15 protein-coding genes and 2 riboswitches are annotated in these 13872 nt (G+C 72.6%); of the genes, 9 read left to right on the forward strand and 6 right to left on the reverse strand.

The features are described 5' to 3' along the window. Positions 1 to 190 (reverse strand): thioredoxin domain-containing protein (locus CH341_RS35180; protein ID WP_210208217.1); only part of this gene is annotated, 190 nt, incomplete at its 3' end. A gap of 111 nt (positions 191 to 301) precedes the next feature. Next, positions 302 to 508, reverse strand: a riboswitch (cobalamin riboswitch). 120 nt (positions 509 to 628) lie between these two features. On the opposite strand from CH341_RS35180, the gene cobO reads away from it, so the two are divergent. Then, positions 629 to 1240 carry a cob(I)yrinic acid a,c-diamide adenosyltransferase gene (cobO, locus tag CH341_RS08675; RefSeq protein ID WP_111418641.1) on the forward strand — a complete coding sequence of 204 codons (612 nt, stop codon included), beginning with the start codon at positions 629 to 631 and terminating at the stop codon, positions 1238 to 1240. A 14-nt stretch (positions 1241 to 1254) separates the two neighbouring features. Beyond that, complete coding sequence (locus tag CH341_RS08680) at positions 1255 to 2742, forward strand: cobyric acid synthase (protein ID WP_111418642.1); 1488 nt, start codon at positions 1255 to 1257, stop codon at positions 2740 to 2742. A gap of 615 nt (positions 2743 to 3357) precedes the next feature. Here CH341_RS08680 and CH341_RS08685 read toward each other — a convergent pair. Both CH341_RS08685 and CH341_RS08690 read right to left on the reverse strand, forming a co-directional pair. After that, positions 3358 to 4089: a CbtA family protein gene (locus CH341_RS08685; protein WP_111418643.1), complete on the reverse strand. Its 732-nt coding sequence runs from the start codon at positions 4087 to 4089 to the stop codon at positions 3358 to 3360. Positions 4090 to 4105: 16 nt separating this feature from the next. Continuing rightward, the gene (locus CH341_RS08690; protein ID WP_111418667.1) at positions 4106 to 4312 is read right to left on the reverse strand and encodes a CbtB domain-containing protein; all 207 of its coding nucleotides are present in this window, start codon (positions 4310 to 4312) and stop codon (positions 4106 to 4108) included. Positions 4313 to 4363: 51 nt separating this feature from the next. Beyond that, positions 4364 to 4500: riboswitch (cobalamin riboswitch) on the reverse strand. A gap of 19 nt (positions 4501 to 4519) precedes the next feature. On the opposite strand from CH341_RS08690, the gene CH341_RS08695 reads away from it, so the two are divergent. After that, a complete protein-coding gene (locus CH341_RS08695) occupies positions 4520 to 5086 on the forward strand; it encodes a histidine phosphatase family protein (RefSeq protein ID WP_111418644.1) in 567 nt (188 codons plus the stop codon). Positions 5087 to 5123: 37 nt separating this feature from the next. Further along, entirely contained in the window at positions 5124 to 6167 is a 1044-nt protein-coding gene (gene cobD / locus CH341_RS08700) for a threonine-phosphate decarboxylase CobD (RefSeq protein ID WP_245430949.1), read from the forward strand. On the opposite strand, the gene tcuB is transcribed toward cobD, so the two are convergent. Next, entirely contained in the window at positions 6138 to 7259 is a 1122-nt protein-coding gene (gene tcuB / locus CH341_RS08705) for a tricarballylate utilization 4Fe-4S protein TcuB (RefSeq protein WP_245430950.1), read from the reverse strand. The genes cobD and tcuB overlap by 30 nt on opposite strands. Beyond that, complete coding sequence (gene tcuA, locus CH341_RS08710; protein WP_245430951.1) at positions 7246 to 8577, reverse strand: FAD-dependent tricarballylate dehydrogenase TcuA; 1332 nt, start codon at positions 8575 to 8577, stop codon at positions 7246 to 7248. Before tcuA ends, tcuB begins: the two co-directional genes overlap by 14 nt. Before the next feature lie 172 nt (positions 8578 to 8749). On the opposite strand from tcuA, the gene CH341_RS08715 reads away from it, so the two are divergent. The 5 genes from CH341_RS08715 to CH341_RS08735 all read left to right on the forward strand — a co-directional run bounded on the left by CH341_RS08715 (position 8750) and on the right by CH341_RS08735 (position 13183). Then, the gene (locus CH341_RS08715; RefSeq protein ID WP_111418647.1) at positions 8750 to 9265 is read left to right on the forward strand and encodes a bifunctional adenosylcobinamide kinase/adenosylcobinamide-phosphate guanylyltransferase; all 516 of its coding nucleotides are present in this window, start codon (positions 8750 to 8752) and stop codon (positions 9263 to 9265) included. A 43-nt stretch (positions 9266 to 9308) separates the two neighbouring features. After that, positions 9309 to 10565, forward strand: coding sequence for a precorrin-6y C5,15-methyltransferase (decarboxylating) subunit CbiE (gene cbiE / locus CH341_RS08720; RefSeq protein ID WP_245430952.1), 1257 nt, complete (start codon positions 9309 to 9311; stop codon positions 10563 to 10565). After that, the gene (locus CH341_RS08725) at positions 10565 to 10945 is read left to right on the forward strand and encodes a cobalamin biosynthesis protein (RefSeq protein WP_245430953.1); all 381 of its coding nucleotides are present in this window, start codon (positions 10565 to 10567) and stop codon (positions 10943 to 10945) included. Before cbiE ends, CH341_RS08725 begins: the two co-directional genes overlap by 1 nt. Then, positions 10942 to 11703, forward strand: coding sequence for a precorrin-4 C(11)-methyltransferase (gene cobM / locus CH341_RS08730; RefSeq protein ID WP_111418649.1), 762 nt, complete (start codon positions 10942 to 10944; stop codon positions 11701 to 11703). The genes CH341_RS08725 and cobM overlap by 4 nt, the downstream gene beginning before the upstream one ends. A gap of 124 nt (positions 11704 to 11827) precedes the next feature. Further along, a complete protein-coding gene (locus CH341_RS08735) occupies positions 11828 to 13183 on the forward strand; it encodes a cobyrinic acid a,c-diamide synthase CobB (protein ID WP_111418650.1) in 1356 nt (451 codons plus the stop codon). On the opposite strand, the gene CH341_RS08740 is transcribed toward CH341_RS08735, so the two are convergent. Further along, positions 13180 to 13872, reverse strand: a complete 693-nt coding sequence (locus CH341_RS08740; RefSeq protein WP_111418651.1) for an ABC transporter ATP-binding protein — start codon at positions 13870 to 13872, stop codon at positions 13180 to 13182. The genes CH341_RS08735 and CH341_RS08740 overlap by 4 nt on opposite strands.

Consider the following 13872-nt stretch of genomic DNA (forward strand, 5'->3'; position numbering starts at 1 on the left):
GCGCGGCGCCGCGCCGTCCGGCATCCACCAGTGCGTCGAACAGGCGGCGGCCGGCGCGCACCTCCTCGTCGGCGCTCAGCCGGCAGGTGACGCAGACGACCAGCGTCGCCCCGTGCGCCGCAGGCGGAGAAGGCGCGTCCGGGGACCGCGGGCTCGGATCATCAGGAACGTCGGCAGGAGCAGTGTCCATGCATGGCTCGTCGACGGACGGGCGACGCATTGCGTCCCCCGTAACGTGCGGCGAGCGGACCTGCACTCCGATCGGCCGACTCTCGCTCCGGAACACCCCGCCCGGAACGGCGTCAATAGCAGGCGACGGCAGGTCTCCTGGCTCGCGGGTCGCTGCCTGCACCGCCTTCCCGGGAGAATCGCCCCAGTGGCCTCGATGCAGACTCGCCGCTCACAGTTGCGGGGGCAGCTCCGGCCTGGCGCCGGTCCGGGCAAACCGAACCACCGCCTCCGGTATTCCCTCTTGTCCCGCCCGGAGGACGTCCCGGTGAGGAGACATCCCGAAAGGCACGACACCGTCGGCCCCGGATCTGTGCGGGGGAAGTGCGGCCCTGTCAATCCGGCGGTTGCCGAGGACGACGGCCTGTGATCCTGTCCGGCTCGACCGAGTGAGGCCCAGATGAGCGGTACCGAGAGCGACGACGCCGAGCGCCATCGCGCCAAGATGGAAAAGCGCAGGGCGATGCAGGACGCCGAGGTCGCGTCCAAGACGGTCGAGAAGGGCCTGCTCCTCGTCCACACCGGCACCGGCAAGGGCAAGTCGACGGCGGCCTTTGGTCTCGCGCTCCGGGTGCTCGGGCACGGCGGGCGGGTCGGCGTCGTGCAGTTCATCAAGAGCCGGCCGACCGGAGAAAAGACCGCGCTGGAGGTTTTCGGCGACCGCGTCGTGTGGCACACGGCGGGCGAAGGCTTCACTTGGGTGACGCAGGACAAGGCGCGCGACATGGCCGCCTGCCAGGGCGCCTGGGAGACGGCTCAGGCCTTGATGGCGGACGAGACCGTCGGCCTGGTGATTCTCGACGAGCTGAACATCGCCCTGCGCTACGAGTATCTGCCGCTGGACGAGGTGGTCGCCCGGCTCGCCGCGCGACGGGACGGCCTGCACGTCGTGGTCACCGGCCGCAATGCCAAGCCGGCGCTGGTGGAGGCCGCCGACCTCGTCACCGACATGACGATGGTCAAGCACCACTTCAAGGCCGGCGTGAAGACCCAGGCCGGGATCGAGTATTGACGTCCGGGCAGCCGATGACCGCGCGCGCTCTCATGTTCCAGGGCACCGGCTCGGACGTCGGCAAGTCGCTGATCGTCGCCGGGCTGTGCCGCCTGCTGGCCAATCGCGGCGTCGCGGTGCGGCCGTTCAAGCCGCAGAACATGTCCAACAACGCCGCCGTCACGGGGGACGGCGGAGAGATCGGCCGCGCCCAGGCGCTCCAGGCCCGCGCCGCACGCGTTCCGCCCTCGGTCCACATGAATCCGGTTCTGCTGAAGCCGCAGAGCGAGATCGGCGCCCAGATCGTCGTGCAGGGCAGGGTGTTCGGCAATGCGCGCGCGAAAGAGTACCAGTCCCGCAAGGCGGCGCTGATGCCGCACGTGCTCGACAGCTTTTCACGGCTGCGCCGCGAGGCCGAGATCGTCCTGGTCGAGGGTGCCGGCTCGGCGTCCGAGGTGAATCTGCGGGCGAACGACATCGCCAACATGGGATTCGCGCGCGCCGCCGAGGTGCCAGTGGTGCTGATCGGCGACATCGACCGTGGCGGCGTGATCGCCAGCCTGTGCGGGACGGCGGCGGTGGTCGAAGCGGACGACGCGGCGCTGATCCGGGCCTTCCTGGTCAACAAGATGCGGGGCGATCCGGCCCTGTTCGCGACCGGCATGACCTTCATCGCCGAGCGCACCGGCTGGGCGGCGGTCGGCCTGGTGCCGCATTTCCGCGATGCGCACCGCCTCCCGGCCGAGGACATATTCGGGCTCGACGCCGGCACGGCCGCGTCGGCCCGCAAGGCGGGAGCGAAGATCCGCATCGCCGTGCCGGTGCTGCCGTCGATCTCCAATTTCGACGATCTCGATCCGCTGCGGCTCGAGCCCTCCGTCGATCTCGTCCTCCTGAAGAACGGCGAGCCGTTGCCCGCCGACACCGATTTGGTGATCCTTCCGGGATCCAAGACCACGATCCGGGATCTCGCGGCGCTGCGCGCGGCCGGCTGGGACGCCGACATCCTCGCCCATGTGCGGCGGGGCGGGCGCGTGCTGGGCCTGTGCGGCGGCTATCAGATGCTCGGCCGCGCCGTCGCCGACCCGGACGGTGTCGAGGGTCCGCCCGGCACCGCGCCGGGGCTGGGGCTGCTCGACGTGATCACGACACTGGCGGGCGACAAGTCGCTGGTCGCCGTGACCGGGCGGACGGTCGCCGACGGCGTGCCGCTCGCCGGCTACGAGATGCATATGGGGCGAACGGAGGGAGCCGGCACGACGCGGCCGCTGGTGCGGCTCGACGATGCCGAGGGCGGGCGCGACGACGGCGCCGTCTCGCCGGACGGTCGCGTCGCCGGCTGCTACGTGCACGGTTTCTTCTCGAACGACCGCCAGCGCGCCGCCTGGCTGTCGCGCCTCGGCGTACCGCCGGCGGTCGGCGGTCTGGTGTACGAGGCGATGGTCGACGAGACGCTCGATGCGCTCGCGGCGCACCTCGAGCAGCATGTCGACGTCGATACGATGCTGGCGATCGCGCGATAACCGGCGGCCGCGTGGGCGCGACGCCGGCGCGTCGCGAGATAGCCGCCGCCCGCCATCACGCCGAATGCGCCGGCCGCGGCCAGCACGGTCGGGGGATGGTTCGGCACCGCGGTCCATTCCGGAAGAACCAGATCGGCCGTGTTGTAGGGCTCGCCGCTGTACAGGCACAGGGCGAGCGTTCCTTCCAGCAGCAGCTCGTGGTCGACCTTGGCGGCCAATGCGGCCACCGCGGGGTCCGCGTCCGGCCGCTCCCGCATGTGGGTCAGCAGCGTGCGGGTCGCGGCAAGGTAGGCGTGGGCGCAGCCGTTGAACGGGCTCGTCTCGTCGTCGAGCGTGCCGGGCATCACGCCCCACAGGCAGAACGCAAACTGCAGCTTGCCGTAGTTCAGCAGGCGGCGATGGGTCTCGTCACCGCGGGCCCGCTCGGCGAGCGCCAGCACGGCGGCGCGGTTCGCGTCGATCACGGCCATCTGGCCGTGCGACAGCGGCTCGATCCGGATCCCGTCGGTGCGGCTGGTGGCGGCCCGATGCGCATCCGCGGGCGCGGTGGTCAGCATCGCCAGGGCGAAGGTGACGATGAGCAGCGGGCCGGGACGTCGGCGCATCACGTTCGCCTCACCGGACCGGCCGGCGCTCCAGGCTGCGCTGCGTCAGGGCGCCGAAGGCGAGGCCGAGCGCGGCCCACAGGGCGGCCTGCGTCGCCAGCGAGGCGAAGCGGAACTCCCACAGGACGGCCGCCGGAAACGCGTCCGGCACCTCGTCGAGCGAGGGCAGCACATGCATCACCGCCGTCATCACCGCCGCATAGGCGAACAGGCCGGTCAGCGTCGCGTTCCACGATCCGAGCCGGGCTGCCAGCCGACGTCCCAGGTCGAGGGCCGCGACGGCGACCAGCACGGAGAAGCCGAGCATGAGGAAATACAGCACCGTGCGGGCCCCGATCGTCTCGGCGCTGCCGACCGCCGGCGGTCCGGCCGGGTATTTGAGCTGCGGCACCAGCACGAGCACGACGAAGCCGGCGGCTGCGAGCCATGCCGCCGTCGCGCGCGGGCCGTTGCGGCCGAGGCGGCCCTGCGCGACCGCGAAGGTGAGGCCGAAGATGCCGCCGACGGCCGCGCCCAGCACCACGAGACCGGTCAGCAGGCCGAGCGTGCTCTGCACGGCGCGCGACACGATCTCGGCCGTCTCGCTCGCGGCAGCGGCTGCACCCGCCGCATGTCCGGCATGCGCCTCGAAGCCGATCGCGCGCTCGAGCGGCGGCTCGCCGATCAGATAAGCGACCGCGAATGCCACGACGGCCGCGAGGACGCCGGACAGCATCCCCCGCATCAGGAGGGTCCGCACCATGGCGTTGCCGAAAGGGTCAGTGGCAGGGGAAGCCGAGCAGGTGCCGGGCGTCGTGCACGAACTCGTGGATCGCGTTGCCGTCGATCATGGCGACGGCGCCTTGCTCGGCGCCGACGAACCACACGGCCAGGAGCGCCAGGAGCGACGCGAACACGGCCCACGGCGCGATCTCGCGCAGCGGAATGACCGGAAGGGCCGCGGGCGGAACGCCCGTGCCGGACAACATCGCGATGTCGGACATGATCTCTCCTCTGGGATGACGCGTCCCGTTCGAGTGCTGTGTCCGAGTGCGGGGTCTGACTCGCGATCCTTGTCCTGGACCGCTCACAGTGGCGCGACCGTGCCGGGCTTCCACCGGCTTCCCGTCTCTGACAGAACGAGATGATGAACCCCGTACCGGGGCAAGTCAACGGAACCCGGCTCTGCACTCATGACGGCTCGCGTGATCCTTCTCTGCCATGCCGCGACCGCTGCGATGCGGGCCGGTCGCTTCCCGGACGACGAGGCGATCGAGCCGGATGCGCTGTCGAACGGGGCGGTGCTCGCCGCACGCCTGCCGCGGGTCGATGCGGTGGTCAGCGGGCGCGAGCGACGCTGTCTGGACACCGCCGAAGCCCTCGGCCTTGCGGCGACGCCCTCGGCCGAGCTCGACGACTGGTCGGTGGGGGCTTGGCGCGGGCGCGTGCTGGCCGAGATCGCGACGGCCGCGCCGGATCTCTTCGCCGCCTGGCGATCCGGTCCCGACGCCGCACCCGAAGGCGGCGAATCGCTGCGGGCGCTGCTGGCCCGTGTCGGCGCCTGGCTGGATGCCCGCATGTCGGCGCGAAAGCTGCTGGCCGTCACCCACCCGGCAGTGGTCCGGGCCGCGGTCGTGCACGTCCTCGCGGCGCCGCCGTCGTCGTTCTGGCAGGTCGATGCCGGTCCGCTCGCGCTGGTCGACCTCAGGCACGATGGCCGGCGCTGGGCCTTGCGTTCGTCCACGCTCGATGCGTTCTGACGGGCGGCGGACCGACAATCGGGGCGGGGGAACAGACATGCGGATGCGCGACGACGCGATCCTGCGCGGGCACGGCGGGCGAATCGACGAGGCCGAGCGGCTCTATCCGGAGGCGCCGCAGCCGTGGGTCGATCTCTCCACGGGCGTCAGCCCCTATGCCTATCCGATCCCGGCCGTCGATCCGGACCTCTACCGCCGCCTGCCGCTCGGGCGCGACACCGCCCGGCTCGCCGACGCCGCGGCGGCGGCTTACGGCCGGCCGGCCGGCACGGCGCTGTTGCCGGTGCCGGGCAGCGAGATGGCGATCCGGCTGCTTCCGCTCGTGCTCGGGGCCAAGGCGCGGGTCGGCGTCGTCGGACGCACCTACTCGTCGCACGCCGCCGCCTGGGAGGACGCCGGGGCCGAGGTGAGGCCGCTCGCGGATCTCCCCGACCCGGCGGCCCGCGACCTCGACGTCGTCGTGCTGGTCAACCCCAACAATCCGGACGGCGCCCTGGTGCCGCGGCCCGCGCTCCTCGACTTCGCCGCGCGCTGGAGCGCGGCGGGACGGAGGCTGGTGGTCGACGAGGCCTTCGCCGACGTCACGCCGGAGCACACGCTGCTCGCCTTGCCGTCCCTGCCGGACGGCGTCGTGGTGCTGCGGTCGCTGGGGAAATTTTTCGGCCTGGCGGGCCTGCGGGTGGGCTTCGTCGCCGTGCCCGAGCGTGCCGCCATGCCGTGGCGGCGCCGGCTCGGTGACTGGCCGGTGTCGGGACCGGCCTGCGCCATCGCGGCGGCGGCGCTGTCCGACGCCGGCTGGATCGCGGCCATGCGGGCCCGCCTCGCGGCCGACCGCCGGCGGCTCGACGCGCTCCTGGTGGGTGCCGGACTGACGGTCCTGGGCGGCACCGACCTGTTCGTGCTGGCCGAGGGGCCGGCGGGTGTCGACCTCGTCGACCGCTTCGCCCGTGCGGGACTCTTGGTGCGCGGCTTCGCCCATACGCCGAATCGCTACCGCTTCGGGCTGCCGGGCGACGAGCCGGGGTGGCGGCGGCTCGAAGCCGCCTGCGCCTCATTCGCCGCCGCTGCGGCGGGGCGGTGAGGCGATACGATCGAGGGCGGCGCGCCACAACGCCGCCGCCCGGTAGGGCGCGTGCACCATCTTGCTCGCCGGCAGCACCAGGAAGAAGCCGGTGACCAGCCCGAGATGCAGCGTGAGCGTAATGCCCATCAGCATGGTCTCGCGCAGCGCCAGCACGGCGAGGCCGCTGGCCGATACGAGCGCGAGCAAGGCGAGGAACACACGGTTGAGCCGGACCTCCGTCGGATCGGCCGGGGCGCGGTCGGCCCGGGCCTCGATGGCCGCCAAGCCGGCAGTTCCGAGCAGCATCAGCACGCCGCCCACCAGCCCGGCGAGCACCGGCAGGCTGACGACGGCGTAGGGTGCCCGCGCGCCAGCGACGTGGTGCCAGACCGCGGCCGACAGCGTCGAGACGATCGTCAGGCCGAAGCCGGCGACCAGCACATGGTGCGCGATCCGCTTCTCGTCCGAAAGCCTCTCGCCGACGTCGTTGCAGCCGTGGCCGTCGCCGCCGAGATTCTCCAGCGTGACCACGGCGCGCAGCGCCGGCCCGAGAGCCCGCCGCATCGCCTTGCGGGACGTCTTCGGTGCGATGCTCCGCCAGAAGGCGAGCGTCGAGGCGGAGATCGCCGCGACGGCCCACAGGAACGACAGGCCGGCGACGGCGCTCATCACGCCCCAGGGCACCACGCGGTAGAAGGCGCCGGCGCCGCGGTGGACCGCGAACAGTGTGTCGTACGGCACGGTGAGCAGAACCGCGGCCAGCGCCAGCACCGTCACGCCGCCGACCACGGCCGCCACGGTGAACCCGTTTCGGGCGAAGCCGCTCGCCAGCCAGCGCGGCCGCGCGACCTCGGCGCAGGAGAGCCGGCGGGCCGCCGCGAGCGCTTGCGGCAGGTTCACGGCGAAGGGATGCGGCGGCGCGTATTGGCAGGCGTACCAGCAGCCGCGGCAGCCGTGGCAGAGATTGGCGATATGGGCGACGTCGGCGATCGGGAAGGTCGCCTTGCCGGCGATCGCCGGGAACACGGCGCAGTAGGCGTCGCAATACATGCAGGCGCTGCACAGCTGCAGGACGCGCTCCGCCTCCTCGATGATCTCACGCCGCGGCACGGGCGGCCTCCTCGCCGGCGATCCGGCCCGAGACGGCGGCGAGCGTGACCCCGAGGCCCGCGAGGTAGCCGCGGCGCAGCACATTGGCCGCCATCGCGGTGCCGGCGATGAAGACGTTCTCGATCGGCCGGCCGTTGCGCAGCACCACGTGCATCCGGAGATCCACGGCGACGCCGAAATGCGTGAAGGTCAGGCCGGGCAACAGCGGCCATGCGGCGAGCGGCGCGATCTTGATCGGCCGCGTCGCCGGCTCGCGTTCCGTCGCGGCGCGGTTGAAGTCCTGCACGGTCGCGTCGAGTGCGGCCGGGTCGATCTCCAGCCGGCGGGCGAGCTCGGCGAGCGTCGGCGCCGTCACGGGCGACAGCGCGGTCGGGCTGGTGCGGCGCAGCCCGTCCTGGTCGAGGATCAGATAGGCGATCGCGCCCGGGCAGGCGGCGATGCGTGGGCCCCATTGGGCGTAATGGGTTCGGCGCATGTCGGCGCGCTCGTCGGCGAGCCGCCGGCCGGTACGGTCGACCACGATGCCATAGGGGATGCCGGTGATCCGCGTGACGATCCCGCCGTCGAAGCGCGGCCCCCGCGCATCGACGGCGACCAGATGGGCGCTCCTCGGATCGCCGACCGGCATCGCGCCGGCATCGACGAGGAGGTCGATGCCGTGGCCGGTCGCGTAGGGGGTACCGCGCACCACCATGCGGTCGCCGGCCTCGCCGAAGTCGGTCCGCAGCCGGCGGAGGTCGGCCTGATGCCCGCCGGTCGCCACCACCACGGCCTTGCTGTTCACGCACTCGGGCGCCCCGGCCCTGACGATCTCGGCCGTGCAGCCATAGGGACCGAACCGCAGACTTGTGAGCTCTGCCTCGTAGGATACGGAAACACCGAGGCTTTCCGCCGTCGCATAGAGCGCGTTGATCATCGCCTTGCCGCCGCCGGCGAGGAATGCGGTTCGCCGCGAATAGGGCAGCACGCCGCGATCGAGTGCCTGCAGCACGACGCCATTGTCGGCGAGCCAGGGGGCGATCCCGGCGGAGCCACGGATCAGGCAACGGGCGAGCGGCTCGTCGGTGTCGCCCTCGGTCACCCGCAGCAGGTCGGCCAGGAACTCGTCCTCGCGATAGCCGTCCGGGACGTAGCGGGCCGGGCCGTCATGGGCGATCCGGAAGTTTCGAGCGTGGCGCGTGTTGCCGCCGCGCATCTCTCGCGGCGCCGCCTCGACGAGTCGTACGCTCACGCCGCGCCGGCGGGCCGCGATCGCGGCGCACAGTCCCGCCACAGCGCCGCCTGCGACCAGCACGTCGACCCGAGTGACGGTCTCCAAGCTCATGATTCCCCAGCAGCGGCGCGCGCCCTCATAGGAACCGCCATGCGGCCCTGTCAACGCGCGGGCCGGACGAAGCCTTGCATCCTGGCCCGGCCTTCGGGCATCAACGGCGCCGTCGGAGCGCCGGGCGGCCCGACGGTACGGCGGTTCGGAGCAGGCGATCGGGGATATGGGCGATCTGATCTTTCTCACCGGGCCGGTGCGCAGCGGCAAGAGCCGCCGCGCCGTCGAAATTGCGACCGCCTGGGGCGACGGGGTGGTGTTCGTCGCCACCTATCGGCGCGACCCGGACGACGCCGAGATGGCCGAGCGGGTGCGCCGCCACCAGTCCGAGCGTCCGGCCGCCTGGCGCACCCTCGAGGCCCCGGCGACGGTCTCGGCCGCGCTCGCCGCGCTCGATCCGCCGCCGACCGGGGTGGTGATCGACAGCCTGATCCTGTGGCTCGCCGACCGGTTCGAGCGGGACGAGGCGGCGCTGGACGAGTGGAGCCGCGAGCTCGAGACCTTTCGGGCGGCGTCGTACCCCGTCGTGGTGATCGGCGACGAGATCGGCTGGAGCCCGGTGCCGGCGGAGCCGTCGCTCCGCCGCTTCCGCGATCTCGCCGGCTTCCTGGGTCAACGGACCGCGGCGGCCGCGACCGAGGCCTGGCTGATGGTGGCCGGCTGCCCGGTGCGGCTGCGATGAGTGCCGTCGGGGCGGGCGGTCGGACTCTGCTATGGTCGGGCCCATGACGATCGTGGACACGGAACCGATGCGGGGCGAGACGGCGGCACGGCCATCCCGATGGCTGGTGCTGGTCGGTATCGGCGAGGACGGGCCTGTCGGATTGACCGAGACAGCGAAGGCGCTGGTGCGGTCTGCCGAGCTGGTGGTCGGCGGGGAGCGCCATCTCGCCCTCGTCGGTGACCTGGTGCGAGGCTGCAGCCTCGCCTGGCCGCGGCCGATGACGCAGGCCTTTCCCGAGATCCTGGCGCATCGCGGCCGGCGCGTCGTGGTGCTGGCGAGCGGCGACCCGTTCCACTACGGCGTCGGGCGCATGCTGGCCGCCATCGTGGCGCCGGAGGAGATCCTGAGCCTGCCGCAGCCGTCGAGCTTCAGTCTCGGCGCCTCGCGGCTCGCCTGGTCGCTCCCCGATCTCACGCCGGTCACGCTGCACGGCCGGCCGCTGGAGACCATCGTCCGTCATCTCCAGCCGGGCGTGCGAATTCTCGCGCTGTCGTGGGACGAGACGACGCCGAAGAAGCTCGCGGATCTGCTGGTCGCGCGCGGCATGGGCGACAGTCGGCTCCACGTGCTGGAGGCGCTCGGCGGCCCGCGCGAGCGCATTCGCCACGTCCTCGCCCGGGAGTTCGCGGTCCATGACATCGATCCGCTCAACCTGATCGGGCTCGAGGTGGTGGCGGCGCCGGACGCGGCCGTGGTGCCGCTCGCGCCCGGGCTCGACGATGCGCTGTTCGAGAACGATGGCCAGCTCACCAAGCGCGAGATCCGCGCCGTGACTCTGTCGGCGCTGGCGCCGCGGCAGGGCGAGCTGTTGTGGGACGTCGGCCTCGGGGCCGGCTCGGTGGCGATCGAGTGGTTGCTGCGCCATCCCGCCATGAAGGCCATCGGCATCGAGGAGCGGCCGGAGCGCGCCGCCCGCGCGGCCCGCAACGCCGCCGCCCTCGGCACGCCGGACCTGCGCATCGTCGAAGGCCGTGCACCCGAGGCGCTGAAGGATCTGCCGCCGCCCGACGCGGTGTTCGTCGGCGGCGGCTTCTCGGACGACGGCGTGTTCGAGGCCGTCTGGTCGGCGCTGAAGCCGGGGGGCCGGCTGGTCGTGAATGCCGTCGCACTGGAGACCGAGGCGCGGCTGTTCGGGCTGCATGCGCGATACGGCGGTGAGCTGCTGCGCCTGCAGGTGTCGCGGGCAGAGCCGGTCGGCACCATGACGGGCTGGCGGCCCGCCATGCCGGTCACCCAATGGCGCGCGAGGAAGCCGTGATGGTCGCCGGCCTGGGATGTCGGCGCGACGCGTCGGCCGACGAGATCCTCGTGGCGATGCGACGCGCCGTGGATGCGGCCGGTGTGACGCTGGCCGGTATCGACGCCGTCGCCACGGCGGACTTCAAGGCCGGGGAGGCGGGCGTCCGTTCGGCGGCGCAAACCCTCGGGGTACCGCTGGTGGTCTGTCCGCGGGCCGATCTCGATCGCGTCGGCGACCGGACGATCACGCGGTCCGAAATGGTCGCGGCCGCGGTTGGTCTGCCGTCGGTCGCCGAGGCGGCCGCGCTGGTCGCGGCCGGGCGGAACGCGAGGCTGCTCGGCCCACGCGTCGCCACCGCGACGGCGACGTGTGCGCTCGCGATCGGAGACGGCCCGTGACGGTTCACTTCATCGGCGCCGGCCCGGGCGCGCCGGATCTCATCACGGTGCGGGGCCGCGACCTGCTCGGGCGTTGCCCGGTGTGCCTCTATGCGGGCTCGCTGGTGCCCAAGGCGCTGCTCGACCACTGCCCGCCCGGCGCCCGCGTGGTCGACACCGCGCCGCTTTCGCTCGACGAGATCGTGGCCGAGGTCGTGAGGGCGACGCAAACGGGGCACGATGTGGCGCGGCTCCATTCGGGCGACCTGTCGGTGTGGAGCGCGCTCGGCGAGCAGCTCCGCCGGCTCGACGCGCTCGGTATTCCGTACACCGTCACGCCCGGCGTGCCGTCCTTCGCGGCGGCGGCCGCCGCGCTCGGTCGCGAGCTGACGTTGCCCGAGGTGGCCCAATCCGTCGTGCTGACCCGCACCTCGGGCCGCGCCTCGGCGATGCCGGAGACCGAGACCCTCGCCGCCTTCGCAGCAACGCGGGCGACGCTCGCGATTCATCTGTCCATCCACGTGCTGGACACGCTGGTCGCCGAACTGATGCCGTTCTACGGCGAAGACTGCCCCGTGGCGATCGTCTACCGGGCGAGCTGGCCCGACGAGCGCATTCTTCGCGGCACGTTGTCCACGATCCAGGCGCTGGCCGCCGAAAGCCCGATGGAGCGCACCGCCCTGGTTCTGGTCGGCGCGGCGCTGGGGGGCGAGTTGGCGCGCGAGAGCGCCCTCTACAGCGTCGACTATCAGCGCCGGTTCCGCGGACGCGGCGAATGAGGGTGGATCAGGTCAGTCCGTTGGCGGTCATTCCGGGACGGCGCGGAGCGCCGGACCCGGAATCCAGCTATGCGCTCGGACCATGTGGCTGGATTCCGGGTTCGCACCTGCGGTGCGCCCCGGAATGACGTCACCCCCCTCATCCGAACAACTGACCGGGACGCCCGGTCTGGTGATCGCTGCGCCGCGATCGGGCTCGGGCAAGACCACGATCACGCTCGGCCTGCTGCGGGCGCTGCGGCGCCGCGGACTTGCCGTGCAGCCGTTCAAGTGCGGTCCCGATTACATCGATCCGGCGTGGCATGGCGCGGCGGCCGGTCGCGACAGTTTCAACCTCGACACCTGGGCGATGCGGCCGGACGTCTTGCGCGGGCTGGTCACGGGAGCCGGGCAGGGCGCCGACCTCGCCGTGGCCGAGGGCGTGATGGGCCTGTTCGACGGCGTCGCTCAGCCCGGGCAGGCGGGTCGTGGCGCGACCGCCGACATCGCGGCGCTCACCGGCTGGCCCGTGCTGCTGCTCCTCGACGTCGCCGGCCAGACCGAGACGGCGGCGGCCGTGGCGCTCGGCTGCGCGCGCTATCGCGACGACATGAGGGTCGCTGGCGTGATCCTCAATCGCGTCGCCAGCGACCGCCACCTCGCGCTGGTCGCGCCGCCGATCGAGACACTCGGCATCCCGGTGCTCGGCGCGGTGATGCGCGACGACCGGCTGGCACTACCCGAGCGTCATCTCGGCCTGGTGCAGGCGGTCGAGCGCACCGACCTGGACACCCATCTCGACCAGATCGCCGACGCCGTCTCGGCCCGCCTCGACCTCGACAGGATCACCGCGGCGGCGCGGCCGTGCGGCCTGGAGGGCGGCGCAGTGGATGTCGGGCTGCCGCCGCCCGGCCGGCGGATCGCGCTCGCCCGCGACGCGGCGTTCTCGTTCATGTATCCGCATCTGCTCCGCGCCTGGCGAAACGCCGGCGCCGAGATCGTGCCGTTCTCGCCGCTCGCCGACGAGGCGCCTGATCGGGACGCCGACGCGATCTGGCTGCCGGGCGGCTATCCCGAGCTGCACGCCGGGCGGCTCGCCGCCGCCGAGACCTTTGCGGCCGGACTGCGCGCGGCCGCGCGCGCCGGTACGAAAATTCACGGCGAGTGCGGGGGCTTCATGGTGCTGGGGCAGGGCTTGATCTCTGCCGACGGCGCGCGCCACGCCATGCTCGGACTGCTGGGACTCGAGACGTCGTTCGCGTCGCGGAAGCTGCATCTCGGCTACCGGCGTGCGACGCTGAAGTGCGACAGCGTGCTCGGCCCCGCCCGCAGCACGCTGTTCGGCCACGAGTTCCACTACGCGACGACGCTCGCCTGTCCGGACGAGCTGCTGGCCGACTGCCTCGATGCGACCGGCGCACCGGTGCCGGAGAGCGGGGCGCGCCGCGGCGCTGTCACCGGCACGTTCTTCCACGCCATCGATCGCGCCGACGCCGGCTAGACCAGCAGCCCGTCGCGCAGCTCCAGCACGCGGTCGAAGCGGTCGGCGATCTTGTCGTCGTGGGTGACGACCACGATCGCGGCGTGCTGGTCGATGGCGACCCGGCGCAGCAGATCCATCACCACCTGGGCGCGCTGCGAATCGAGCGCCGCCGTCGGCTCGTCCGCCAGGATGATGCGCGGCCGGTTGGCGAGCGCCCGCGCGATGGCGACGCGCTGCGCCTCGCCGCCGGAAAGCTGCGATGGGAACGCGTCCCGCCGGTGGCCGACATCGAGATAGTCCAGCAGCTCCTGCGCGCGCCGGCGGGCGGCGCCGCGGGACTGCCCGGCGAGCTGCAGCACCAGCGCGACATTGTCGGTCGAGGTGAGGAACGGCAGGAGATTGTGGAACTGGAAGATGAAGCCGATCGCCTCCAGCCGCAGGCGGCGCAGATCGTCGCGCAGCCAGCGGCCGCCCGCGAACACCGGCTCGCCAGCGAGCCGCAGCTCGCCCTGCGAGGGCGCCAGGATGCAGCCCACGATGTTGAGCACCGTGGTCTTGCCGGAGCCGCTCGGGCCGCGCAGGCCCACCACTTCGCCGGCCGTCACGTCGAACGAGACGCCGCGCAGCGCGTCGACCCGTGCCGAACCCTCGCCGTAGTGCTTCTTCACGTCGGAGAAGCTGATCAGGGGAGCGGTCGTGTCCGTCAT

Source organism: Rhodoplanes roseus (assembly GCF_003258865.1).
Taxonomy (GTDB): Bacteria; Pseudomonadota; Alphaproteobacteria; order Rhizobiales; family Xanthobacteraceae; genus Rhodoplanes; species Rhodoplanes roseus.